Origin of the sequence: Saccharomonospora sp. NPDC046836, from assembly GCF_040645195.1 — a bacterium.
Taxonomy (GTDB): Bacteria; Actinomycetota; Actinomycetes; order Mycobacteriales; family Pseudonocardiaceae; genus Prauserella_A.
The window spans coordinates 196,306-220,024 of record NZ_JBEYXW010000002.1; the positions used below are offsets into that span (position 1 = coordinate 196,306).

Annotated in this window: 20 protein-coding genes and 2 pseudogenes; 14 read left to right on the plus strand and 8 right to left on the minus strand. The window is 69.2% G+C overall.

The window, feature by feature from the left end; genetic code table 11:
• Positions 1–180: 180 nt before the first annotated feature.
• Positions 181–798, plus strand: a complete 618-nt coding sequence (locus ABZ863_RS03945) for a transglycosylase family protein (protein ID WP_358530842.1) — start codon at positions 181–183, stop codon at positions 796–798.
• Here ABZ863_RS03945 and ABZ863_RS03950 read toward each other — a convergent pair.
• Positions 795–1,595 (minus strand): glycerophosphodiester phosphodiesterase, encoded by an 801-nt coding sequence (locus tag ABZ863_RS03950; RefSeq protein WP_358530843.1) that lies wholly within the window; start codon positions 1,593–1,595, stop codon positions 795–797. The genes ABZ863_RS03945 and ABZ863_RS03950 overlap by 4 nt on opposite strands.
• A gap of 108 nt (positions 1,596–1,703) precedes the next feature.
• Here ABZ863_RS03950 and ABZ863_RS03955 point away from each other — a divergent pair, with 108 nt between their 5' ends.
• Positions 1,704–2,042: a hypothetical protein gene (locus ABZ863_RS03955; RefSeq protein WP_358531240.1), complete on the plus strand. Its 339-nt coding sequence runs from the start codon at positions 1,704–1,706 to the stop codon at positions 2,040–2,042.
• A gap of 20 nt (positions 2,043–2,062) precedes the next feature.
• On the opposite strand, the gene ABZ863_RS03960 is transcribed toward ABZ863_RS03955, so the two are convergent.
• Genes ABZ863_RS03960 through ABZ863_RS03975 form a run of 4 tightly spaced genes read right to left on the minus strand, consistent with a single transcriptional unit; the run spans position 2,063 to position 5,677 of the window.
• A complete protein-coding gene (locus ABZ863_RS03960; protein ID WP_358530844.1) occupies positions 2,063–3,079 on the minus strand; it encodes a 2-hydroxyacid dehydrogenase in 1,017 nt (338 codons plus the stop codon).
• Between the two features lie 22 nt (positions 3,080–3,101).
• The gene (locus tag ABZ863_RS03965) at positions 3,102–3,866 is read right to left on the minus strand and encodes an ABC transporter ATP-binding protein (RefSeq protein ID WP_358530846.1); all 765 of its coding nucleotides are present in this window, start codon (positions 3,864–3,866) and stop codon (positions 3,102–3,104) included.
• On the minus strand, positions 3,863–4,708 hold the full coding sequence (locus ABZ863_RS03970; RefSeq protein WP_358530848.1) for an ABC transporter permease: 846 nt from the start codon (positions 4,706–4,708) through the stop codon (positions 3,863–3,865). Before ABZ863_RS03970 ends, ABZ863_RS03965 begins: the two co-directional genes overlap by 4 nt.
• Positions 4,709–4,714: 6 nt before the next feature.
• Positions 4,715–5,677, minus strand: coding sequence for an ABC transporter substrate-binding protein (locus ABZ863_RS03975; RefSeq protein WP_358530850.1), 963 nt, complete (start codon positions 5,675–5,677; stop codon positions 4,715–4,717).
• A 294-nt stretch (positions 5,678–5,971) separates the two neighbouring features.
• Here ABZ863_RS03975 and ABZ863_RS03980 point away from each other — a divergent pair, with 294 nt between their 5' ends.
• From ABZ863_RS03980 to ABZ863_RS04005, 6 genes are all read left to right on the plus strand, one after another.
• Positions 5,972–6,418 carry a helix-turn-helix transcriptional regulator gene (locus tag ABZ863_RS03980; protein ID WP_358530852.1) on the plus strand — a complete coding sequence of 149 codons (447 nt, stop codon included), beginning with the start codon at positions 5,972–5,974 and terminating at the stop codon, positions 6,416–6,418.
• Between the two features lie 10 nt (positions 6,419–6,428).
• The gene (locus tag ABZ863_RS03985) at positions 6,429–6,839 is read left to right on the plus strand and encodes a VOC family protein (protein WP_358530854.1); all 411 of its coding nucleotides are present in this window, start codon (positions 6,429–6,431) and stop codon (positions 6,837–6,839) included.
• 166 nt (positions 6,840–7,005) lie between these two features.
• Positions 7,006–9,390 carry an excinuclease ABC subunit UvrA gene (locus ABZ863_RS03990; protein WP_358530856.1) on the plus strand — a complete coding sequence of 795 codons (2,385 nt, stop codon included), beginning with the start codon at positions 7,006–7,008 and terminating at the stop codon, positions 9,388–9,390.
• Between the two features lie 180 nt (positions 9,391–9,570).
• Positions 9,571–10,017 carry a hypothetical protein gene (locus tag ABZ863_RS03995; protein WP_358530857.1) on the plus strand — a complete coding sequence of 149 codons (447 nt, stop codon included), beginning with the start codon at positions 9,571–9,573 and terminating at the stop codon, positions 10,015–10,017.
• On the plus strand, positions 9,899–10,870 hold the full coding sequence (locus tag ABZ863_RS04000; protein ID WP_358530858.1) for a HAMP domain-containing sensor histidine kinase: 972 nt from the start codon (positions 9,899–9,901) through the stop codon (positions 10,868–10,870). The genes ABZ863_RS03995 and ABZ863_RS04000 overlap by 119 nt, the downstream gene beginning before the upstream one ends.
• Positions 10,863–11,666 (plus strand): putative protein N(5)-glutamine methyltransferase, encoded by an 804-nt coding sequence (locus ABZ863_RS04005; protein WP_358530860.1) that lies wholly within the window; start codon positions 10,863–10,865, stop codon positions 11,664–11,666. The genes ABZ863_RS04000 and ABZ863_RS04005 overlap by 8 nt, the downstream gene beginning before the upstream one ends.
• On the opposite strand, the pseudogene ABZ863_RS04010 reads toward ABZ863_RS04005, so the two are convergent.
• Positions 11,667–12,080, minus strand: a pseudogene (locus tag ABZ863_RS04010) (VOC family protein).
• A gap of 84 nt (positions 12,081–12,164) precedes the next feature.
• Here ABZ863_RS04010 and ABZ863_RS04015 point away from each other — a divergent pair.
• The 3 genes and pseudogenes from ABZ863_RS04015 to ABZ863_RS04025 all read left to right on the plus strand — a co-directional run bounded on the left by ABZ863_RS04015 (position 12,165) and on the right by ABZ863_RS04025 (position 15,446).
• A pseudogene (locus ABZ863_RS04015) lies at positions 12,165–13,135 on the plus strand (WYL domain-containing protein).
• Between the two features lie 50 nt (positions 13,136–13,185).
• The gene (locus tag ABZ863_RS04020) at positions 13,186–14,073 is read left to right on the plus strand and encodes a MoxR family ATPase (protein WP_358530862.1); all 888 of its coding nucleotides are present in this window, start codon (positions 13,186–13,188) and stop codon (positions 14,071–14,073) included.
• Positions 14,070–15,446 (plus strand): VWA domain-containing protein, encoded by a 1,377-nt coding sequence (locus ABZ863_RS04025; RefSeq protein WP_358530864.1) that lies wholly within the window; start codon positions 14,070–14,072, stop codon positions 15,444–15,446. Before ABZ863_RS04020 ends, ABZ863_RS04025 begins: the two co-directional genes overlap by 4 nt.
• Here ABZ863_RS04025 and ABZ863_RS04030 read toward each other — a convergent pair.
• Together ABZ863_RS04030 and ABZ863_RS04035 are read right to left on the minus strand one after the other, a co-directional pair.
• Positions 15,443–16,330, minus strand: coding sequence for an NAD(P)-binding domain-containing protein (locus tag ABZ863_RS04030; protein ID WP_358530866.1), 888 nt, complete (start codon positions 16,328–16,330; stop codon positions 15,443–15,445). The genes ABZ863_RS04025 and ABZ863_RS04030 overlap by 4 nt on opposite strands.
• Complete coding sequence (locus ABZ863_RS04035; RefSeq protein WP_358530867.1) at positions 16,327–17,211, minus strand: NAD(P)-binding domain-containing protein; 885 nt, start codon at positions 17,209–17,211, stop codon at positions 16,327–16,329. Before ABZ863_RS04035 ends, ABZ863_RS04030 begins: the two co-directional genes overlap by 4 nt.
• An 84-nt stretch (positions 17,212–17,295) precedes the next feature.
• Here ABZ863_RS04035 and ABZ863_RS04040 point away from each other — a divergent pair, with 84 nt between their 5' ends.
• The 3 genes from ABZ863_RS04040 (at position 17,296) to ABZ863_RS04050 (ending at position 23,150) form a co-directional block, all read left to right on the plus strand.
• Positions 17,296–20,553 carry a BTAD domain-containing putative transcriptional regulator gene (locus tag ABZ863_RS04040; protein ID WP_358530869.1) on the plus strand — a complete coding sequence of 1,086 codons (3,258 nt, stop codon included), beginning with the start codon at positions 17,296–17,298 and terminating at the stop codon, positions 20,551–20,553.
• Positions 20,554–20,874: 321 nt separating this feature from the next.
• On the plus strand, positions 20,875–22,011 hold the full coding sequence (locus tag ABZ863_RS04045; RefSeq protein ID WP_358530871.1) for a polyprenyl synthetase family protein: 1,137 nt from the start codon (positions 20,875–20,877) through the stop codon (positions 22,009–22,011).
• Positions 22,008–23,150, plus strand: coding sequence for a terpene synthase family protein (locus ABZ863_RS04050; RefSeq protein WP_358530873.1), 1,143 nt, complete (start codon positions 22,008–22,010; stop codon positions 23,148–23,150). Before ABZ863_RS04045 ends, ABZ863_RS04050 begins: the two co-directional genes overlap by 4 nt.
• The last annotated feature ends 569 nt before the right edge of the window (positions 23,151–23,719 follow it).

Genomic DNA, 23,719 nt, shown 5'->3' on the forward strand with positions numbered 1-23,719 from the left:
CTGCCGTCGCGCAATAGCACGGCTGACGCCGGAATCTCGGCGTGTCGTTCACAGGCTCCCCCGGAGGTGGTATGCGAGACTGGTGTTTTCGCTGTTGCACTTGTGACCATTGTCCGATTTGCTTAGTGTGCGGCTATGAGCAGACGGCGGGTAAGAGTAGCGACGCGGTGGGTAGCGAGAATGCTCCTGCTCGCGGTGGCCGCATTGGGCGTGCAGGTGGCGCTGACCGCGCCGGCGGGGGCCGATCCGTCCTCGGCGCACTGGGCCAAGCTGCGCATGTGCGAGTCCACGAACCGCTACCAGGTCAACACCGGCAACGGGTACTACGGCGCCTACCAGTTCAACCTGCCGACGTGGCGCAGCGTCGGCGGCACGGGCTATCCCCACCAGGCCAGCCCTTCCGAGCAGGACTTCCGCGCGCTGTACCTGTACCGGATGCGCGGCTGGCAGCCCTGGGAGTGCGCGGGCATGCTGGGCCTGCGCAACGACTCCGACGCACGCAGCAAGGTCGTGCCGCGCTATGCCGACGCCAACTACATCGGCGGGGGCAAGCAGACCAAGCAGACAACCCCGGTGTGGCCGGGTCTCGTGTACGACTACGGCGACTGCGCGCCGGAACTGCGGACGTTCCAGCTGCGGATGAACGCGTTGGGCTACGACTTCGAAGGCACCGGCTGCTACTACGACAGGACGCGTCGCGCCGTGGTGGAGCTGCAACGGGCGAACGGCATCAAGGATTCCGGCAAGCTCGGACCCAAGACGTGGAAGGCCGCCTGGCACGGCAAGGCGCCGCGCTAGCTGACCTGCCCGTTGCGCGACGGCCAGCTGCCGCGCTCGACGAGCAGGTCCCGCAGCAGGTCGGGGCGATCGGTGACGATGCCGTGCACGCCGAGGTCGAGCAGGGTGCGCATCTGGTCCTTGTCGTTGATCGTCCACGCATGCACCTCGACACCCGCTCTGCGCGCTGAGCGCAGGAAAGCCCTGTCCACGATCGTCAAGCGTCCATGCCGGGCAGGCACCTGTGCCATCGCGCCACGGCTGAACAAGCCCAGCCGCAGCAACGGCAGCCACCCGTTGACCCAGAGGATGGCTGCCGAACGCGGACCGAGTGAGGTCACCAGCCTTGGGCCACCGAGCCGGCGCAGGTGCGAGAGCCTGGCCTCGGAGAACGAGGCGCCGGCGACCCGGTCGAACGCATTCAGCCGCTCGACGGCCCGCACGAACGGCTCGACCGCGCCGCCCGCTTTGACGTCCACGTTGAAACAGGTCCCCGGCAGCTCCTCGAGGACGTCCTCCAGCCGCGACACCGATGCGACCCCGCCGACCTTGGCCCGCCGCACGGTCTGCCAGGTCTGCTCGGCTATCGGGCCCGTACCGTCGGTCGTCCGGTCCAGCAGGGCGTCGTGGTGCACCACGACGACGCCGTCGGAGGTCGCATGCACGTCGGTCTCGATGTAACGGAAACCCTCGGCCGCTGCCCGCCGGAAGGCAGGCAGCGAGTTCTCCATGCCGGACATGTCGCCGAGGTGCCACCCCCGATGGGCGAACGCGCGAGGCAACGGCTCGGCGAGGTAGGGGTGCGGTGGCGTCGGCACGCCTCAAGTCTGCCGCCCCGGCGTGGCCACGGCATGAGCAACGGGTAGCCAGCTAGGGTCTGGCCCGTGAGCGAACCGGCAGAGCAGGCCACGGCGTCACGCGAGGAGCTGCAGGCGCTGCGCACGCCGGTGCCCCGGCATTGCGGATGGTGCGGCCGCCGCCTGCAGCAGAGCGGCACCGTGGGACGCAGACGGAGATACTGCGGCCAGTCCTGCCGTCAGCGGGCCTACGAACGGCGCGCCGCCGTACAGCGCACCGGCCTTCCCGAGGATGCCGTCGTGCTGTCCGACGTCGAGATCGCGACCTTGCAGGACCGGCTGTTCCAGCTGCGCTGCGCAGCCGAGGACGTCCTCACCGCCGCCGAGGACGGTGCCGACACCGGCGAGCTGTGCCGCATGGCCGCCGAACTGGCCCGCGCGGCACGCGAGCTCGAACAGCTGCGCTGACGGACCGCCGGAAGGGGCGTTCAACCGGAGGCGACCACCCGCAGCGCACCCACCCCGTTGACGACGGACTCGGGCAGCACCCCGGCCAGTGCGCCATCGAGCGACCGCAGCGCACCGGAGATCATCCTCTCCCTGGACTCCACTGTGGACCCGGAAAGGTGCGGAGACAGCATGACGTTGCCGAGCTCCCGCCACCGGTGCGCCCCGGTGAGCGGCTCGTCGGAGAAGACATCGAGCGCCGCCGCCTTGAGCTCGCCGTTGCCGAGTGCGGCGTGCAGGGCGTCCTCGTCGACGACCGCGCCACGCGAGGTGTTCACGAGCACCGCGCCGGGGCCGAGGAGCTTCAGCCGGTGGCCGTCAATGAGATGCCGGGTCGCCGGGGTGAGCGGCACGTGGATGCTCAGGACGTCGCTGCGCCGGCAGAGCTCGTCCACGTCGGCCACCCTTTCGACCGGGACCTCGTGGCCGAATCGCGGAGTGTCGGGTGAACGCTGGACATACAGGATGCGCGCGACACCGAACGCGCTGACGCGCCGCGCGACCTCCCGTCCGGTCCGGCCGAAACCGAGGATGCCGACGGTCCGGCCGCCGAGGTCGAACACCCCCTCCTCGGCCGCCTCGACCATCCGCCATTCACCCCTGCGCGTGCGTTCATGGTTGAGTACGGCGTTCTTCAGCGTCATCAGCATGGCCATGACCGCCCACTCGGCGACCCCACGCGCGTTGGCACCCGGGGTGTTGGCGACCGGAAGCCCGATCTCCTGGGCGAAGTCGACATCGATGGAGTCGAAGCCTGCCGTCGGCTGGACGACCAGGCGGCAGCGCTTCGCCGGCGCCAGCGTGTCCCGGTCGAGCCGTAACTCCCCGGTCCAGTCCCCGAGGACGTAGTCCGCCTCCACGATGGCCGCGCGCAGCGCTTCCACCGTCCGCGGCTCCAGCACGCGCAGCTCGTGCTTCCGCAACGTGGCGCGCAGCCGGTCGTAGCCGGGCAGTACGACACCGCGCGGGGTCGTACTCAGAATCGTCGGCCGGGTCACGGTTCTCCTTGTCCGCCCGCGGTCACGACCACAATGCGTCCGTTACCGTGCGCCGCAACGCATTGAACTCGTCCGACGTCCGGTCCCGCGGGCGTGGCAGATCGATGTCGATGACGGTGCGTATCCGGCCGGGCTGCGCTGCCATGACCACGACCCGGTCACCGAGAACGACGGCTTCCTCGATCGAATGGGTCACGAACACCGCGGTCTTGCGCTGCTGCTCCCAGATCCGGAGCAGATCGTCCTGCAGCTGCATGCGACGCTGCTCGTCCAGCGCGCCGAACGGTTCGTCGAGCAGCAGGATCTTCGGCTCGATCGCCAGCACCCTCGCCAGCGAGACGCGTTGTTTCATACCGCCCGACAGCTGGTGCGGGTAGTGATCGGCGACCTGCTGGAGGCCGACGAGCTCCAGCATCCCGTCCACGATGCGGCGTTGCTCCGCCTTGCCGACCTTGCGCTCCCGCAGGCCATAGGCGATGTTGCGGCGCACCGACAGCCACGGGAACAACGCGAACTCCTGGAACACCACGCCCTTGTCGGGGGAGGGCCCGGTGACGGCGGCGCCGTCGACGAGGAGGTCGCCGGAGGTGGGGGAGTCGAAGCCGGCGATCATGTTGAGCAGTGTGGACTTCCCGCAGCCGGACGGGCCGAGGACGGTGATGAACTCGCCCGCCGCGATGTCGAGGGTCACGCCACCGAGGGCAACGAACGTGGTGCTGGCCTTGGTGGCGAACCGCTTGTGCACGTCGCGGCAGCTGATCATCGGAGCAACGGGCGGGGCGGTCACGGCGCCCACCTCAGAACCGGCTTCGACACGAGGCCGAGTGCCTTGTCGGACAGGTAACCGAGCACGCCGACCGTGAACATCGCCACGACGATCACATCCATCCTTCCGAAGTAGTAGGCGTCCCACAGGCTGAAGCCGAGGCCGGACTTGACGGCGACCATCTCGGAGACGATCACGAGCACCCAGGCCAGCGCCAGGCCCACCCGCAGCCCGGTCAGGATCGACGGCAGCGCCGAGGGCAGCGCCACCCGCCACAGCGCCCTGCGCTTCGTGGTGCCCAGCATCAGTGCCGCCGAGACGAGCACCTTGGGAGTCGCCAGCGCACCCGCCGTCGCGTTGAGCACGATCGGCGGGAAACAACCGAGCGCGATGAGGAACACCGATGCCGAGGGCTGAATCCCGAAGAACACCACCGCGAACGGCACCCACGCGGTGGTCGGGATGGGCCGGAGGATGTCGATGACCGGCTGGAGGAGCACGCGTGCTGGGCGCGACCAGCCGATCAGCAGGCCGACCGCGGTGCCGGCCGCGCTCGCGATGAGGAAGCCGAGGACCACCCGCTGGGCGCTGGCGAACACCGAGGCGAACCAGGTGCCGCTGTAGGGGTCGGCCGACCCGGCGTCGCTGCCGGCGACCCAGGTCCACCACGTCTGCACGACCGTGTGCGGCGCGGGAACGGAGCGCGCGTCGATTGCTCCGCTGACGACGGCGACCTCCCACGCCGCGACCAGCAGGACCGGCACGGCGAGGTACTCCAGGCGAATCCGTGACCTCGCACTGCGCAGTGCACGTGGGCGGGTGCGCTGCCGCTGCGGTTCACGTGTGGCCGTCTGGTTACTCATCCACACTCACTTGGCTCCGAGTTCGGCCCGGTCGAGTCCGGTCACGCGCTGCAGAGAGGAGTAGTCGAAGAACTCGGCGACCCGGCCGCTCGTGTCCTCGACGAGCCCGTTCTCCGCGAACTCGGTGATGATCCGCTCGGCGGAGTCCTGGTAGAGCTTGATGTCCATCTCGCCGGTTTCGATGGCTGTCCTGGCCACGTTCTCGGGGAGGCCGGTGTGCTCGGTGAGCGCGGTCACCCACTGTTCGACGTCGGCGCTCAGTGCTTCCGTACGCTCCCGCAGGCAGCGCACCACCTCGTCGACGGCGCCCTGCTGGTCGGCGAGCAGCGTTTCCGAGGCGTACAGCAGGCTCGTCGCGTCGCCGATGGCGCCGTCCTGGATGTTGAAGTCGGCGTACTCGCCGTACCCGTCGACGTCGACGGTCGCCGCGTTCGGCTCCCAGGCCACCATGGCGTCGATCTCGCCGTTGCGCAGCGCCGTCTGCATCGGCGGCCCCGCGCCGGCGAAGGGCACGAGCTCGATGTCGTCAATGCTCACCCCGGCTTCCCGCAATGACGACCTCAGCAGCATTTCGACGAAACTGTTCGGTGGCACGCCGACTTTCTTGCCACGCAAATCGGCCCAGTCTGTTATTCCGGAACCGGCGCGAATCGAAATGTGTTCACCACCCGTGTACACACCCGCGACAGCCCGGAAATCCTCGTAGCCGTTGTCGAGCATCTGGGCCATGTTCTGGTAGCCCATCATTCCCACGTCGATCTGACCCTGTTCCAGTGCGCGCTGGATTTCGGCGAACTGTTTGAACGAGGTGAGCTCGACCGCGACCTCATCCGAGGAGCATTGGTCCAATGTCCACACGTTGGCGGCGTGAACGTCATACATGAAGCCGACCCTGACAGCCGCGGCGTTGCCGTTCTGCGTGTCTCCGCCGGCCAGTGTGCACGCATTCAATGCGGCTACCAGAACCATGGTGCCCGCGCTCGCCAGTAGGCGATTCCTATTTGTCGAGCGTTTTTTCACGGCACCTCTATTCTGATGGACACTTATTCGGCGGCGATGTGATCAAGCGTCACACGGCCGTGAAGTAGGTGTCAAACAGGCAGACTCGAGTCACAAGATCTGCGGTTCAGATGCAGTGGTAACCCGAAATTCATAACCGCGGAATTGTTCACATGATCGTGATCCATGGCTAACAACGACGTGTTGTCACCTGTGGGGGTGGGCATTGGGCAACTCCGCGGGCGCCGTGGCACGATCGGGCAGGTGAGCAGTAAACCCGCCCCACCGGCGCAGAACCTGCGCGACCTCGCGCTGCTGCGGCGCGTCCGCGACCGGATCGACCGGGAGTACGCCAAACCGCTCAACGTCGAGGCGCTCGCCCGCGGCGTGAACATGTCGGCAGGGCACCTCAGCCGCCAGTTCCGGCTCGCCTACGGCGAGTCGCCGTACAGCTACCTGATGACGCGGCGTATCGAGCGCGCGATGGCGCTACTGCGCCGTGGCGACCTCAGTGTCACCGAGGTCTGTTTCGAGGTCGGCTGCTCGTCGCTGGGCACCTTCAGCACTCGCTTCACCGAACTGGCCGGTGTGCCGCCCAGCACCTACCGGCGCCAGGCGGCGCGCACCACGGCGGGGATGCCGCCGTGTGTGGCGAAACAGGTCACCAGACCGATCAGGAATCGAGAAGCGGCGGCGCAGAGCCTCACCTAGCGTGACAGGCATGGACATCACGATTCACCAGGCCTACCTCCCGCACGACGACGCGGAGGCCGCTCTGACCTTCTACCGCGACACCCTCGGCTTCGAGGTCCGCAACCACGTCGAATACGGCGGAATGCACTGGATCACCGTCGGCCCCGCCGGTCAGCCCGACACCTCCATCGTCCTGCACCCCCCGGCCGCCGACCCCGGCATCACCGACGACGAACGCCGCACCATCACCGAAATGATGGCCAAAGGCACCTACGCCGGCATCAACCTGGCCACCAAGAACCTCGACGAGACCTTCGCACGGCTCCAGGCCGGCGACGCCGACGTCGTCCAGGAGCCGACCGACCAGCCATACGGCATCCGCGACTGCGCCTTCCGCGACCCCGCGGGCAACATGATCCGCATCCAAGAGCTGCGCTGAACCGTCCCGCAATCACAGACGGCAGGCGTGAAGCAGCCCAGGCAACGTCTCCGGGCTGCTTCACGCCTGCTCGGTCGCGCGCGCCGCGTGGCAGGGGAGCGGTCGACACCGTCATCAGGTAGACAGTGGGCTGGCGCCCCGCCCGAACAGATGGAGACACACGAGCATGGCCACGAGGAAGAAGGCGCAGTCGCCTGCGCTGCACGTTGCTGACAGCCACGACCTGATCCGCGTGCATGGCGCGCGCGAGAACAACCTCAAGGATGTCAGCATCGAGCTCCCGAAGCGCCGGCTGACGGTGTTCACCGGTGTGTCCGGCTCGGGCAAGAGCTCGCTGGTGTTCGACACGATCGCCGCGGAGTCGCAGCGGCTGATCAACGAGACCTACAGCGCCTTCGTGCAGGGCTTCATGCCGACGCTGGCGCGGCCTGAAGTGGACGTACTCGACGGCCTGACGACCGCGATCATCGTCGACCAGCAGCGGATGGGTGCCGACCCGCGCTCCACAGTCGGCACCGCCACCGACGCCAACGCGATGCTGCGCATCCTCTTCAGCCGGCTCGGGAAGCCGCACATCGGCTCGCCCCAGGCGTTCTCGTTCAACGTCGCCTCGATCAGTGGAGCGGGCGCGGTCACCGTGGAACGCGCCGGGAAGACCGTGAAGGAGCGTCGCGAATTCAGCATCACCGGCGGCATGTGCCCACGTTGCGAAGGCAGGGGACAGGTCAACGACATCGACCTGTCCCAGCTGTACGACGAGTCCAAGTCGCTCAACGAGGGCGCGGTGACGATCCCCGGCTACAGCATTGAGGGCTGGCAGGGCCGCATCTTCCGCGGCTGTGGCTTCTTCGACCCGGACAAGCCCATCAGCAAGTTCACCAAGAAACAGCTGCACGACCTGCTGTACAAGGAGCCGACCAAGATCAAGGTCGAGGGCATCAACCTGACCTACACGGGTCTGGTCCCTGCGATCCAGAAGTCGTTCCTGTCCAAGGATGTCGAGGCGATGCAGCCGCACGTCCGTGCCTTCGTGGAGCGGGTGGCGACGTTCGCGACCTGCCCCGACTGCGATGGCACCCGGCTCAGCCAGGAGGCTCGCTCGTCGAAGATCGACGGGATCAGCATCGCCGACGCCTGCGCGATGCAGATCAGTGATCTCGCGGAGTGGGTGAAGGGCCTGGACGAGCGGTCCGTCGCGCCGCTGCTCGGCAAGCTCCTGCACACGCTCGACTCGTTCGTGGAGATCGGGCTCGGCTACCTCAGCCTCGACCGGCCGGCGGGGACACTGTCGGGCGGCGAGGCGCAGCGCACCAAGATGATCCGACACCTCGGGTCGTCGCTCACCGACGTCACCTACGTCTTCGACGAGCCGACGATCGGGCTGCACCCACACGACATCCAGCGCATGAACAACCTGCTGCTCCAGCTGCGCGACAAGGGCAACACCGTGCTGGTCGTCGAGCACAAGCCGGAGGCGATCGCGATCGCCGACCACGTCGTCGACCTCGGCCCACGCGCAGGCACGGCGGGCGGTGAGGTGGTGTTCGAGGGCACCATCGAGGGGCTGCGAGCCAGTGGCACGCTCACCGGGCAGCACCTGGACGACCGTGCCTCGCTGAAGCCATCGGTGCGGACTCCGTCGGGGACATTCGAGGTGCGCGGCGCCGGCACCCACAACCTGCAGAACGTCGACGTCGACATCCCACTCGGCGTGCTGGTCGTCGTCACGGGGGTGGCCGGCTCTGGCAAGAGCTCACTGATCCACGGCTCGGTGTCCGGGCAGGAAGGCGTGGTGGCGGTCGACCAGACCCCGATCCGCGGTTCGCGACGGAGCAACCCGGCGACCTACACCGGACTACTCGAACCGATCCGCAAGGCGTTCGCGAAGGTCAACGGCGTGAAGCCGGCGCTGTTCAGCGCCAACTCCGAGGGTGCCTGCCCCACCTGCAAGGGCGCCGGGGTCATCTACACCGACCTGGCGATGATGGCCGGCGTCGCCACCACCTGCGAGGAGTGCGAGGGGAAGCGGTTCCAGGCGTCGGTGCTGGAGTACCACCTCGGCGGCCGTGACATCAGCGAGGTGCTCGCGATGTCGGTGACCGAGGCCGAGGAGTTCTTCGGCGCCGGCGAGGCGAAGACGCCTGCGGCGCACAAGATCCTCACCCATCTTGCCGACGTCGGGCTCGGCTACCTCAGCCTCGGCCAGCCGCTCACCACGCTGTCCGGCGGCGAGCGGCAACGGCTCAAGCTGGCCACCCACATGTCCACCAACGGCGGCGTCTACGTCCTCGACGAGCCGACCACCGGCCTGCACCTCGCCGACGTCGAACACCTGCTCGGGCTGCTGGACCGGCTCGTCGAATCCGGCAAGTCGGTCATCGTCATCGAGCACCATCAAGCCGTCATGGCGCATGCCGACTGGATCATCGACCTCGGGCCGGGCGCCGGTCACGACGGCGGACGGATCGTCTTCGAGGGAACACCCGAGGACCTCGTCGCCGCACGTTCCACGCTGACCGGTGAGCACCTCGCGGCGTACGTCGGCACCTGACCGAGCCGGGCGAACGCGCTCAGATCGCCCCTCTTCTGGTGCGCCGATAATCTACATTATGTCAAGTAGTGGTAGTTGTCTGTGAGTTCTCTCTGAACCGTCCCGCTCCGAGCCCCTACCCGTCCCTGCGGGGCCGCAACGCTCAGGAGCTCGTGACAGTACGTCGGCATCGTGACGGCCATGGCACAACAGATCGATACGCCGTTACGGGACGCGTTCGCCGGGCTGTCCACCGCGCTGACGGCCTTCACGGCGATGGCCGCGCTTGCGATGCTCGCCGTGGCGCTGGTGAACTCCACTGGTGTCGCTCTGCCGATGGAGTCGGCCGCGGCGCTCGTGGTGCTTGCTGTCGGCGGCGAAGTGAGCCTCGACGGTGGTATGGCGGCGCTGGAAATGTCCGGCGAGGTCGATGTCATCCCACCCGCACCAGCCGAACGGCGGGAGCGTTGTCGTCGCGGCCTCACGCGCGGCGGTGGACGCCACGATCGGGCAGCTGCGGACGATCACGTTGTCGACCGGGGCGGGGCTGCTCGTCGTGCTCGGTGTCGCGGGCTGGTTCGCGGTGCGGGCGGGCCTGCGGCCGCTGCGCAGGATCGAGGACACAGCCGCCGCGATCGCCGGTGGTGACCTGACGCGCCGTATCCCCGATCTGGCGGTGCCCCGCACGGAGGTCGGCCGCCTTTCGGCTTCGCTGAACGGGATGCTGGGCCAACTGGAGAACGCGTTCGCCGCGCGTGCCGCGTCGGAGGAGGCGATGCGCGCCTTCGTCGCCGATGTCAGCCACGAACTCCGGACGCCACTGTTCGGGATCAAGGGTTTCGCTCAGCTGTACCTGATGGGCGGTCTGCCGGAACGTGCCGATGTCGACCGCACCATGCGGCGCATCGACGCCGAGGCAGATCGGCTGAAAGGTCTGACCGAGAACCTGCTGCTGTTGGCCCAGCTCGACAACGCCGCCCTGCACGAGCGCGCGCCGGTGGAGCTGGAGCCGACGGACCTGCGGACGCTGGCGGCCGACGCGGCCCACGATCTACGGGCTCTCGATCCGTCCCGGCCCATCCGGCTCACCGGTCCCGGTGGCGGGCAGGCGAAGGCGGCACCGATTCTGGGTGACGAGGCGCGGCTTCGGCAGGTCGTGGTGAATCTTGTCAGCAATGTCGTCGCGCACACGCCGGCCGGCACACCGGTGCGCATCGGCGTGGGGACAGCTGACGGCGCCGCCGTCTTCGAGATCGCCGACTCGGGACCGGGGTTGAGCCCGGAAGCGGCGGCTCGGGTGTTCGACCGGTTCTACCGCGTCGACAGCTCACGTGCCCGAGGCGGCACCGGGCTCGGCCTGGCGATCGTGCGTTCACTGGTGACCACACAGGGCGGCGACGTGGAACTCCGCACGGCGCCGGGCGAAGGCGCGACCTTCCGGATCGTGTTCCCCGTGCTGGTCGAGGACGCACGCAGCTCCCCCGCACCCGCGGATGCTTGACTACACCGTGCCGTTGCTCCCGTTGCCCCGCATCGTCGACGAGCTACGCGCGGCCGGCTGCGTGTTCGCCGAGGACGAGGCACGCATCCTGCGCTCCGCCGCGCGCTCCCCCGCCGAACTCGTGGCCATGGTGGAACAGCGTGTCGGCGGGCTCCCCCTGGAGCACATCGTGGGCTGGGCCGAGTTCTGCGGGCTACGGATCGCGGTGGCCCCTGGTGTCTTCGTCCCCCGCCTGCGCACCGAGTTCCTGGTTCAGCAGGCCACGGCACTCACCCGTCCCGGGGCGCTGGTCGTGGATCTGTGCTGCGGTTCGGGCGCGGTCGGTGCAGCGCTCGCCGCGGCCGTGGGTGACATCGAACTGCATGCGGTGGACGTCGATCCCGCGGCGGTGCGCTGCGCCGAGCAGAACCTGGCAGCGGTCGGCGGCAACACCTACGTCGGCGATCTCGACGAGCCGTTGCCCGCCACGCTGCGCGGCCGTGTGGAGGTCCTGGTGGCGAACGCGCCCTATGTGCCGACCGGTGCGGTGGCACTGATGCCGCCCGAAGCGCGCCTGCACGAGGCGCGTGTCGCGCTCGACGGCGGGGACGACGGCTTGCGGATCGTGCGCCGGGTGGCCGCGGTCGCGCCGCGCTGGCTCGCACCGGGGGGTCACGTGCTGGTCGAGTCCAGCGCGGCGCAGGCACCCGAGGTCGTTGCGGCGTTCACCGGCTCGGGACTGTCCGCCAGGATGGCCCACTCCCCCGAGCTGGATGGCACCGTGGTGATCGGCACCGCGACTGCCGCTCAGTACTGATCAGGACTGACGTGTGCCCAGAACGTCCAGGTAGTGCTGGTTGTACATGACGCCAAGGATGTTGCCGAACGGATCGACCACGGACGCGGTGACGAATCCGGGGTCGCGCTCGATCGGCTTCTCGTGCGCCGTGGCACCCAGCGACAGCAGCCGGGTGAAGGCGGCCTCGGCGTCGTCCACGGCCCAGTAGGTGACCACGCCACCGGCCTTGTCTGGCTTGGCATGTGGTGCGAAGCGGTTGTCGAGGAGGCCGAGCTCGTGTTAATAGTCGCCGATGCGGAACTCGACGTAGGCGGGCGGCCCCTCGACGGGGCGCACGAAGTACGGCTGGATGCCGAGGACCTCGGTGTACCAGGCGACGGCGGCCGAGACGTCGTCGGCGAAGTAGGTGATCGTGGTGAAACCGCGCAACATGGTTACCTCCTGTAATTGGTGACAGCACCATCGTCCGGCCGAAAGTGCTCACCAACCGAGCACTTTGTGCGAGAGGCTGGAGCCATGCGCGCTGATCGTCTCGTGGCCGCCCTGCTGCTGATGCAAGCCCGTGGCCGGGTGACTGCCGCAGAGCTGGCCGTGCGAGCTGGAGGTGTCCGTGGCCTCCGCTCGCCGGGATCTGGAGGCGCTGTCCGCTGCGGGCGTGCCGGTGTACCCGCAGCCGGGACGCGGTGGCGGCTGGTCGCTCGTCGGTGGCGCCCGCACGGACCTGAGTGGCCTGTCCGCAACCGAGGCTCAGGCGCTGTTTCTGCTCGTCGGTCCTGCCGCCGTGGGTTCCGCCGAGGCCAGGGCCGCGCTGCGCAAGCTCATGCGGCGGGCGCTGCCGCAGACCTTCCGTGCCGACGCGGAGGCTGCAGCCGCCGCGACCGTGGTCGATGCGACCAGGTGGGGCGAGCGTGCGCGCCGCCGGCCGGACCTGGTGGACCTCCTGCAGGGTGCCGTGATCCGTCGGCGGAAGGTTCGCCTGGCCTACACCAGCAGGGCCGGGAAACGTACCGACCGGCTGGTCGACCCGTGGGGGCTGGTCGACAAGGACGACATCTGGTACTGGCGCGGGGACCGAACGCGGGCAACGGACCTTCCGGGTCGAGCGGATGCTCGCGGTGGAGGTCACTGACCCGCCTGCGGAGCGCCCTGACGACTTCACGCTCGACACGGCCTGGCAGGAGGTCGTCGGGGAGGTCGAGCAGCGCCGCTCGCGTACCTGGGCGAGCGTGCGCGTCGAGGCCAGGTTCGTACCGGTGCTGCAAAGCCAGTTCGGGCGGCACTGCCAACTCGGCGACGAGCAGGGCGACGGGCGGGTTCAGGTTCGTCTTGGCGCGCCGACTCCGTTGGACATCGCCCGGCACCTCGCCGGCTGGGGCGGGCTGATCGAGGTGGTCGAACCACCGTCGGTGCAGGCCGAGCTGGCGCGCATCGGCGCCGCGCTGGTGCAACGGTATGCACGTGAGCTGGACCACCCTGCCCCGCGCTAAGCGGTTGGTCAGGCCGACAATGAACGCTCACCCAGCAACGGGGAGGGCGCGTGCAAGCACCGCTGTTCGGCTCGGTCGACGAGGTCGTTGAGCGCCTGGCCGGAGCCGGTTACCTGGCCTCGACCGCAGTCGCCACCACGGTGTTCCTCGCCGACCGGCTCGGCAAGCCACTTCTGGTGGAGGGCCCGGCCGGCGTCGGCAAGACCGAGCTGGCCCGCGCCGTCGCCATCGCGACGGGCAGTGAACTGGTCCGGTTGCAGTGCTACGAGGGTATTGACGAGTCACGCGCGCTGTACGAGTGGAACCACGCCAAGCAGTTGCTGCGCATCACCGCCGCTCGCGACGAGGCCTGGGAGGACACCCGCGACCAGGTCTTCAGCGAGGAGTTCCTGCTGACCCGGCCACTGCTGACGGCGATCCGCAGGCCCGACCCGACGGTGCTGCTGATCGACGAGTTGGACAAGGCCGACGTCGAGATGGAGGGCCTGCTGCTGGAAGTGCTCGGCGACTTCCAGGTCACGGTGCCGGAGCTGGGCACGATCACGGCCGCGCGGCGGCCGTTCGTCCTGCTGACCTCCAACGCGACCCGGGAGCTGTCCGAGGCGCTCAAGCGGCGGTGCCTGTTCCTGCACCTGGATTTCCCCGTGCCCGAACTGGAACGCGACATCGTGACGACGCAGGTCCCCGGGCTGGACGGGCAGCTTGCCGAGTCGCTGGTGCGGGTGGTCGCCGCGTTGCGTGAGCTGGAGCTGCGCAAGGCACCCTCGATCGCCGAGTCCATCGACTGGGCGCGGACGCTGCTCGCGCTGGGCGCGGACAGCCTCGACGAGCAGGTCGTACACACCAGTCTCGGCGTGCTGCTGAAGTACCAGACCGATCACCGCAAGGCCATCGCGGAGCTCCGGCTCGACCGGGTCCTCGACCCGAGCTCGCCGTGAACACGGAGGTCCTGTCCACCCGCTTGGTGGAGTTCGCCGGGGCGCTGCGTGAACACGGCATCCCGGTCGGCCCCGGAGAGACCGTCGACGCCGCCGCGGCCGTTGCCGCGTTGGGCCTTGCCGACCGGGCCCAGTTGCGGGAAGCGCTGGCGGCCACGGTGTTGCGGCGTTCGGGCCAGCGAGCGGTGTTCGATGCGCTGTTCGACCTCTACTTCCCCACCGCCATCGGCGTGGCGGAGACCGCCGCGCAGCCACCCGCCACCGCGCACGAGCTGCGGACTCCCCTGGTTGCCGCTCTGGCCGAAGGTGATCAGGCCGGGGTACGGGCGCTCGTGGCCGCCGCGGTGGCGGCATTCGGCGGCTACGGCAATGCCGGCTCCACAGGAGACGGCGCGGGTGGCATGAGCGGCTGGTCCGCCTACCAGACACTTGCCGAGGTGCGGCCGGACGCGTTGCTCAGCCGGGTGCTCACCGCCATGCGGGCCGGCGAGCACCCGCTCGGCGCCGCGCTCGCCGAGCGGGAAGCCCGGTCCCGGATCGCCGCGTTCCGTGATCACGTGCAGGCCGAAGCGCGCCGCCGTACCGCTGAGTTGCGGGGCACGGAGCGCATTGCCCGGCACGCCGTCACACCGCAGACCGACCTCGTCGCGTTCACCAGCGCTACCAGGGCACAGCTCGCCGAACTGCGCCGCACCGTTCAACCGTTGGCCCGCAAGCTCGCCACCCGCCTCGCCGCGCGCCGTCGTGGCGCGCGGCGAGGCCGGATCGACCTGCGGCGCACGTTGCGCCGCTCACTGGCCACCGGTGGCGTACCGATGCGTCCGGTGCTGCGGGACCGCCGGCCAGGCCGCCCAGAGCTGGTACTGCTGTGCGACCTGTCCGGCTCGGTCGCCGGGTTCGCCGAGTTCACACTGCTGCTGATCCAGGCGCTCGCCGACCAGTTCAGCAAGGTCCGCAGCTTCGCGTTCGTCGGTCTCACCGATGAGATCACCGAGCTGGTGAGCGCCGGCCGCGCGGATCCGGAGAACCTGGCCGCGCGGATCCTGTCGCAGGCCCGGCTCACCAGGTGGGGCATGAGCAGCGACTACGGCGGGGCGCTGGGCAGCTTCGTCGAAGGCTGGGCCGCGCTCGGACCACGCACCAGTGTGCTGATCCTCGGTGACGGCCGGACCAACGGTGCCGACCCGAACCTGGCCGCGTTGCGGCTGATCGCCGAGCAGTCACGCCGGGTGTACTGGCTGAACCCGGAGGCCGAGGCCTCGTGGGGCACCGGCGACTCGGCGGCGTTGCGGTACGCGCGGATCGTGCCGATGTACGAGTGCCGCAACGTCCGCCAGCTGTCGCGGCTGGTATCCGAGCTGCTGCCTGCCTAGCCGGCCGGTTTGGTGATGACCTCGTACAGGCTGGTCCAGTTGTCCTTGCCGTACCCGGTGGCGATGGCCCGGTCGTAGTAGTGCTTGATCGCCTCGGGCAGTGTCGTGTCGATGCCGGCCTGCCTGCTCGCGGTGACGATGTGGTCCGCCGTGGCACCCATCATGATGACGGTGGAGAGGTCGCCCGGGTAGGTGCGCTCTTCGACCTGCTGCGCGGCCTCGTCCAGGAAGGACTGCCCCAGGCCGAGCATGTCGGGCACGTACGGCATGAGGGTCGCGGCCGGGATACCCGCGGAACCGGCAAGCGCCGCCGCGTGCAGGATCGCCGCCAGTACGTTGAGCAAGATGTCGAGCAGTGCCTGGTAGAGCAGCTGCGCCAGCGCGTGGTCCTCGCCGCGGTAGTCCGGCTTGCCCAGCAGCCGCAATGTGGCAACGCGCGCGTCGAAGGTGTCCCGCGGACCGCTGTAGAAGACGTAGGCTGCCTCCGTCCCGACCATTGGCGCCGGCACCATGACACCGCCGACCAGCAGCCGCGCACCACGCTCGGCGAGCCAGGCGGCAGCCTCGCGGCTGCGCTCCGGGGTGTCGGAGCTGAGGTTGACGATCACTCGCCCGGCCAGGGCGTCGGGCGCCTGCTCGAGGATGTCGTACATCGCCTGGTAGTCGGTGAGGCTCAGGATCACGAGCTCGCTCGCGGTGAGTGCCTCGGCGGGAGTGCCCGCGCGGACCGCGCCCTCGGCCACCAGGTCGTCGGCGCGGCTCGGAGTGCGGTTCCACACGGTCGTGGTGTAGCCGTTGTTCAGGAAGGACCGGACCATCGCCTTGCCCATCGGGCCGAGGCCGATCACGGTGACGGCGTTTGCCTTGTTTGTGTTGGTACTCATGCGTTCTCCACTTTCAGTAGTTCCATCATTCCGATCAGGTCCTCATGCCCGTGGCCGTCGGCAACCCGCCGCCGCAGCAGCGGTTCCAGCGGCGCGAGCAGTTCAGCGCTGATGCCCTGTTCCTCGGCGGCGCGAATGAGGTTGCCGTAGCCGGCGGCCTGCATGGCGAGGTTGGAGACGACGCCGCTGGCGTAGTCCTGTGCCTCGATCTGCGCAGCGGCGCCCGCAGGCCACTGGCTCATCCCGCTCAGCCAGCGGGTCAGCAGCGGGGCGAACTGGGCGGCGGGAATGCCTTCGGAGCCGGTGAGCGCGAAGGCGTGGATCGTGCCCATGATCATCCCGTACATGCCGCTGAGCAGCGCGATGTCGTGCAGCGCGGCCAGACCGGCGGCTGCCCCGAGGTAGATGCTGTCGCCGAAGGAGTCCAACGCGCCGCGGTGGGAGTCGAAGACCTCGCGCGACCCGCTGTAGAGGACGAAGGCCGCGGGCGTGCCGATCATCGGCGGGACGGCCATGATCCCGCCGTCGAGGTAGTCGGCGCCCTGGCAGGCCGCCCAGTGCGCGAACTCGCGGGCCTGGCCTGGTGTGCCGTTGGTGAGGTTCACCAGCGCGCGGCCACGCAGGCCGTCCGCGGTGCTGTCGAGCACCTCACGCACGGACGGGTAGTCGAGCAGGCAGACGATCACCAGGCGGCTCGCCGCGATGGCCTCGGCGGGGCTGGCCGCCCGCGCCGCCCCCTTCTCCACCAGTGCGTCCGCTTTGGCAGCAGTGCGATTCCACACGGTGACGGGGTGGCCGCCGGCGAGTAGCACCTCGGACAATGCTGTGCCCATGGCGCCGAGACCGAGCACGGTAACGGCGGGCTTGGCGGTGTTGGTCACGTGGTCACGATGCCGCTAGGCGCGCACGATCGGCTGGGGGTTCACGCACGGCCCGCTGTCGGTGGGCGCCGCTAACCTCATCTCGTGCGATTCGGTGTGCTGGGGCCGCTTGCGGTCTGGACCTCGGACGGTGCGGCCGTCCGGGTGCCCGAGGCGAAGGTCAGGGCGCTGCTGGCGAACCTGCTGGTCCACCATGGACATTCGGTCACCGCCGACCGGCTTGCCGACGACCTGTGGGGTGAGCATCAGCCCGGCAACCCGACCAACACGTTGCAGACGAAGATCTCGCAGCTACGCCGGGCGCTGGAGGCGGCCGAACCGGGCAGCCGCGCGCTGCTCGTCCGCCAGGCGGCGGGCTACCAGCTGCGGGTCGAGGGCGACGCTGTAGACGCGCACCGGTTCCGGGAGCTGGTCGCGCAGGCGCGCGCGAGTGCGGACACGCGGGAGACGGCGGGGTTGCTGGGCGAGGCGCTGGCGTTGTGGCGTGGTCCGGTTCTCGCCGATGTCGCCGACGAGCCGTTCGCACAGTCCTACATCCAGCGACTGCAGGAGGAACGGCTCGCCGCCATCGAGGAGCGCGCCGCTGCGCGCCTGGAGCTCGGTGACCATACCCAGCTCGCCGGGGAGCTCGGTGAACTCGTTGCCGCGTACCCGCTGCGGGAGCGGCTGCGCGGGCTGCACCTGCGGGCGCTCTACCAGTCCGGCAGGCAGAGTGAGGCGCTGGCCGGCTACGGCGAGCTGCGCAGGCACCTTGCCGAGGAGCTGGGCCTGGAACCCGGGCCCGAGCTGGTGGCGCTGCACGAGGCGATCCTGCGGCAGGATCGCGCGCTCGCCACACCGGCTGCCGTCCGGGCGAGGACGAACCTGCCGGTTCCGCCGACGGAACTGCTCGGCAGGGAGACCGCGGTCGGGCAGGTGCGGTCGTTGCTGGAGCAGGGTCGGCTGGTGACGCTGACCGGGCCGGGTGGCGTCGGCAAAACCCGGCTGGCGCTGGAGACCGCGGCGCAGTTGGTGCCTGGCGCGCCGGACGGGGTGTGGCTGGTGGAGCTGGCCGGTCTGGACCGGCACACCTGCCCCGGCGGCGAACCCGGCCAGTGGGTCCCGGAGGCCGTCGCCGCCGTACTCGGGATACTGGAGGCGCCGGGGCCCGGCAAGCACGGGGACCTGACCGACCAGCTCGCCGATGCGTTGCGGGAACAGGATCTGCTGCTGGTTCTGGACAACTGCGAGTTCCTGGTGGAACCGGTGGCCGAGCTGGTCACCCGCCTGCTGCGGGCCGTGCCGCGGTTACGGATCCTGGCGACCAGCCAGCAGCCGCTCGGCCTGCGGGGTGAGGTGCTGTGGACCGTGCCGCCGCTGGGCATCCCCGCGCGCGGTCACGTCGAACCGGCCCGGCCCGCCGAGGAGGTACTGGCGTCGGTACGGGAGTTCAGCGGGGTGCGGCTGTTCGTGGCGCGCGCGGCCGCGACCGCACCGGGCTTCACGCTGAACGCAGGCAACGTGCACGCGGTCGCTGCGATCTGCCGGAGGCTGGACGGCCTGCCGCTGGCGCTGGAGCTGGCCGCGACCCGGGTGCGGGGTCTCGGTGTGCACGAACTGCTCAACCGGCTGGACGATCGGTTCCGGCTACTGGCGACCGGCCACCGGGACTCCCCCGCACGCCAGCAGACCCTGCGGGCGATGCTCGACTGGAGCTGGGAACTGCTCACCGAGGCCGAGCGCATCGTGCTGCGCCGGCTCGCCGTGCATGCCGAAAGCTGTGACCTGGCCGCCGCCGAGGCGGTGTGCGTGGGCGCGGGCGTGGCTCCGGAGGATGTCCTCGACCTCCTGACGCGCCTGGTGGACCGGTCACTGGTGGTGCATGAGGATCACGGAAGCGCAGGCCCTCGCTACCGACTGCTGGAATCGGTGGTGGCCTACAGCCTCGACCGGCTCGACGACGCGGGTGAGGCAGAGCAGGTGCGGTTGCGGCACGCGGATCACTACACGGCGCTGGCCGAACGCGCCGACGCCGGTGTGCGCGGCGCCGAACAGCGCGGCTGGCTGGACCGGCTGGACACCGAAGCGGCCAATGTCCGGACGGCGCTGGACACCCTGATCCAGCATCGCGACGGGGCCGCTGCGCTGCGGCTGACCACCGCCACCGCGTGGTACTGGTTCCTGCGTGGCCGCATCGGCGAGGCACGGCGTTCGCTGCGCTCCGCGCTGGACATCGCCGGTGACGCCGACCCGTCCGCGCGGGCCGGCGCGGCGGCGTGGTTGTCCGGGCTGGACGTGTTGTCCGGCGGGCGCAGTGCTCCCGGAATGATCGAGGCCGCGGACGGGATCGCCGACGCGGGAATCCGGGCGCGGGCGCTGTGGTTCCTCGGCTACGTGCTGGGCACGGTCGGCCATCTGGGCGCCAACGAGCGGCTCAGCGGATGCGCACTGCAGGCGTTCCGCGCTCTCGGTGACCGCTGGGGCACCGCGGCCGCGCTCGCCGACCACGCCGGTCAGCTGATCGCGCTCGGGAGGTTGCGCGAAGCGCAGGGTGCTGCCGAGGAGAGTGCCGCGCTGTTCGCGGAGCTGGGTGACCGGTGGGGGCTGCTGCAGGCGTCGTTCTCGCTCGGCTCGCTTGCCGAGATCCGGGGCGACTACGACGAGGCGACCTGCCGGCACCGGGACGGCCTGTACCAGGCCGAGCAGTTGGGTCTGTGGCCCGAGGTCTCCTACCAGCTGTCCTGGCTCGGCCGGGTGGCGCTGCTGACCGGCGACCTCACGGAGGCGCGACGGCGGCACGAGCAGGCGATGCGGGTGGGCGCCGAACGTGGCTTCGCGCCGGGCGAGATGTACGCCAGGACGGGACTGGCGCTCGGAGCGCGGCGGGAAGGCAAGCTTGCTGAGGCCGAGCAGCACCTGCTTGTGCTGCGTGACTGGCACTGCTTGGTGGACCACGAGCCCGGCAACACCCTGGTCCTCGCCGAACTCGGATTCGTCGCCGAAAAACGGGGCGATGCGGACCTCGCCGCCCGCCGGCACGCTGCGGCGCTGGTGATCGCACGCCGGGGCGGTGACCCGCGCGCGATCGCGCTCACTGTGGAAGGTCTCGCCGGTGCGGCTGTGCTGGCAGGCGACGCCGCCCGCGGGGCGCGGCTACTGGGCGCCGCCGGCCAGGCACGCGAGTCGGCGGGTGCGCCGCTGCCGCCCGCCGAGCGCGGGGACGTGGACCGGATCACCGCCGGTGCGACGGCAATGCTCGGCGAGGAGGTGTTCGCCGCCGAGCACGACCGCGGTGCCACTCTTGGGCTGGCAGGTCTGGACGAGCTGCTCGGCGAGTGTTCCAGTCAACCAGCTGGACGTTGAGGGGACCCCGTGAGCGAACTCGCCCAGCTCGACCCAACTGGCTACCGGCCGCTGCGAGTGCGTGACACTGCGTAACGAGCTGGTTCTTTTGGATTCTTTCCGCCCCGCACGAAGGTGGTTGTTTCCTTGGGGGGCTTGTGCGCCAGCCCAGGGGTACGTACCCAGGAATGCAAGATCCATGCCTTGCGTGGTGGTAGTAGGGCCGATGTGCAAGCGGAATCGGAGGTGTGTCGAGATGACGGTCACCGGTTTTGTTCACTGCGCGAGCGGTGCCGGGGAGGCTCCCGTCGGCAATGCTCCGGGCACGATCGGATGCCCGGTATGACTGTACTGCGTTCGTCGGCGCCCCCGACACAACGGACCGCTGCGCCGACGTCACCCCCTGGCCAGGATGGGCTGGACCTGAGGTGGGTGCGCCAGCAGGTCGATGCCGTCATGAACGCTTTCGTGGACCGCAAAAAGTCCGCAGCCACGAGGGCAGGGCTCCCGGTGGACATCCCCCAGGCGATAGGAGAGTTCCTCGCCGCCGGCGGCAAAAGGATCCGCCCCCTGCTGTGCGTACTGGGCTGGCACGCCGCAGGCGCAAGCGGTAGCCCGGCTCAAGCCGTGCAGGCGGGCGCGGCGCTCGAGATGTTCCATGCGTTCTGCCTCATCCACGACGATGTGATGGACCACTCCGACACCCGTCGTGGCCAGCCCGCCGTGCACCGCAGCCTGGCCGCCCGCCACCGATCGGGCCGCAGCCGGGCGCTGGCGGAGAACATCGGTATCGGATCAGCGATCCTGGCCGGTGACCTGGCCTTGGTGTGGTCCGACGAACTCCTCCACCACGCCGCCACCGAACTGACCGCGGCGCGGCGCGAGCGCGTTCTGCCCCTAGTCGATCTCATGCGCGCGGAGGTGATGTACGGCCAGTACCTGGACCTGACGTCAACCGGCCGCCCCACCGCTCACACCGCTGCGGCCCTGGAGATCATCCGCTACAAGACCGCCAAGTACACCATCGAACGCCCCCTGCAGATCGGCGCCGCCATCGCCGGAGCCGACGACCAGCTCCTCGACGCGCTCAGCGCATTCGCCCTGCCCCTGGGCGATGCCTTCCAACTGCGCGACGACCTGCTCGGAGTGTTCGGCACGCAGAAGAAGACCGGCAAACCAGCCGTGGACGACCTGCGCGAGGGCAAACACACCGTCCTTATCGCCCTGGCTCTCCAGCTCGCCGACCCCTTCCAGCAGCGGCTTCTGCGCAGCCTGTACGGCACTCCCCGCCTGGACGAGGAAGGCGCCGCCACCGTGCGCACCGTCCTCAAGGCCACCGGCGCGGACCAGGCCGTCGAGCAGATGATCACAAACCGGTACGAGCAGGCCCTGCCCCTCCTCGACACCCTGCCCATCCCCACCGAGGTCCAGCACCACCTGCGCGCACTCGCCGACCAGGCGGTGTGGAGAACAGCATGAGCCATGACGCGACTGCAGCCGCCCAGCCATCGCCCAGCCGGATCTCCGACGCAGTCCTGACGATCTCGCCGGGCACCACGTACTACCTTCCCGACACCGGCGGTCTGCTGCCGCACTCCTACAGTCCTTTTGCCCCACAGGCGGTGCCCGCAGCCAAGGCTCGCGTGCGCGGCATGCTGACAGCATGCGTAGGTCAGCCACTGGCGGACAAGATTCTCGACCAGGACGGCATCGCCGAATGGGCCTGCTACGTCTACCCTCTCGGCAACCGGCAGCGCACCGAAGTGCTCATTGACGCCGGCCTGTGCGCCCTGGTGTGCGACGACGAGTTCACCCTCACGGGCCTGTCAACGGATCTCCCACGCATCCGTGAGCGTGTCTCCCTCTACACCCGGGTTCTCGAGGGCGAGCCGCCCCCAGCGCAGGCGCCCAGCGCGGTGTGGCTGGCGCAGTCGATGGACGGCATCGCTGAGCTGGCCACCCCCGAGTTCATCACCCGGTTCAAGCGGATCTGTGCAGACATCAACGATCTCGTCCCTGTCGAGGCCGAACACCGCCTCACGCGCGTCCTCCCGCCGTGGGAGGAGTACGTGGCATTCCGCAGGGTCAACCTGTACGGCTTCTGGGCTGTCGCGGCCTGCGAGTTTTCCGTCGGCATCGATATGACGGCCTATCTCGACGGATACCGCGTCTTCAGGGAGCTGGAGCTTGCCGCCGTCGAGCACATCATGTTCACCAACGACCTGTACTCCTTCCCCAAGGAGGCTCAGGGAGGAGAAGTCGCCAACACCTTCTGGGTGCTGCGGCGCGACGGCAAAAGCGTGCAGGAGGCCGTCACCTTCCTCGCTGCCGAGCTCATCGAACGCCAGCACCGCTTCCAGCAGCTGCGCGAAGAGATCGCCTCGTCTGCGTTAGGAGACCGTGACGACGTGCGCTCCTATCTTCGTGCCGTCTCCTACTGCCTGGGCGGCAACCTTCAGTACCACCGGACCACCGGTCGGTATCACGGCTCCGGCTACACCGGGCCTCCTGTCAACGCCGGAACCATCACAATCGGAGAGCGGGGCACGGTCTTCGTGCCGGATAGCACGGAGGAAGTGGGGGGCGACCATGGCGAGGACGCCATCTCATTTGGCTAGCCGGCGGTAGCTTCGGGTTCCAGAAGCGAAGAGCCGAACCGAATACCGCGCCTGCCAGGTGCTGGGTCTGCCAGCTCTCAACAAAGCGGCGTTTCTACGCTGAGCACATATGCGGTGCGAACGTTGCCGCGCGGCAATGGGTTGCCAAGGAAATCGGCAGAAACGGCGCGACCGATTATGGGTTCGTGCTCACAACGCTACTCGGCGATAGCGATAAGAGGGTGCGCGGCACGGCAGCGAAGTCGTTTCGCGAGTTCGGCATGCAGTTGGTTCCACTGCTACAGCAAGTCAGACGGTCGCATCTTCCCGAACGGCGCGGCGCACTCTACGCTCTCGCCGAAATCGGCTGGCACACTAACGAACCCGCCGACCTGGCGTTGCTGCACCGGTTCATCATGAGCAAGCTCGCACGCGAGACACCCCGTTCGCGCCGTCAGTCAGCCCGGTCTCAGCGAGCAGGTGGGTCTGTCGGGCGGTGCTCTGCTCGTCGGTGGACACCCGCGTGTAGACCAGCTCCGCCACGACCGCGCCGCCTCTCCGGCCGCCGGGGTGCGGCCGTTGACGGTTCT

What these genes read in the sequence shown, in the direction of transcription:
- ABZ863_RS04045 (WP_358530871.1), top strand. Translation starts at nt 20,875, where the DNA reads ATGACTGTACTGCGTTCGTCGGCGCCCCCGACACAACGGACCGCTGCG.
- ABZ863_RS04030 (WP_358530866.1), bottom strand. Translation starts at nt 16,330, where the DNA reads ATGAGTACCAACACAAACAAGGCAAACGCCGTCACCGTGATCGGCCTC.
- ABZ863_RS04050 (WP_358530873.1), top strand. Translation starts at nt 22,008, where the DNA reads ATGAGCCATGACGCGACTGCAGCCGCCCAGCCATCGCCCAGCCGGATC.
- ABZ863_RS03990 (WP_358530856.1), top strand. Translation starts at nt 7,006, where the DNA reads ATGGCCACGAGGAAGAAGGCGCAGTCGCCTGCGCTGCACGTTGCTGAC.
- ABZ863_RS03975 (WP_358530850.1), bottom strand. Translation starts at nt 5,677, where the DNA reads ATGGTTCTGGTAGCCGCATTGAATGCGTGCACACTGGCCGGCGGAGAC.
- ABZ863_RS03970 (WP_358530848.1), bottom strand. Translation starts at nt 4,708, where the DNA reads ATGAGTAACCAGACGGCCACACGTGAACCGCAGCGGCAGCGCACCCGC.
- ABZ863_RS03985 (WP_358530854.1), top strand. Translation starts at nt 6,429, where the DNA reads ATGGACATCACGATTCACCAGGCCTACCTCCCGCACGACGACGCGGAG.
- ABZ863_RS03945 (WP_358530842.1), top strand. Translation starts at nt 181, where the DNA reads ATGCTCCTGCTCGCGGTGGCCGCATTGGGCGTGCAGGTGGCGCTGACC.
- ABZ863_RS04005 (WP_358530860.1), top strand. Translation starts at nt 10,863, where the DNA reads ATGCTTGACTACACCGTGCCGTTGCTCCCGTTGCCCCGCATCGTCGAC.
- ABZ863_RS03995 (WP_358530857.1), top strand. Translation starts at nt 9,571, where the DNA reads ATGGCACAACAGATCGATACGCCGTTACGGGACGCGTTCGCCGGGCTG.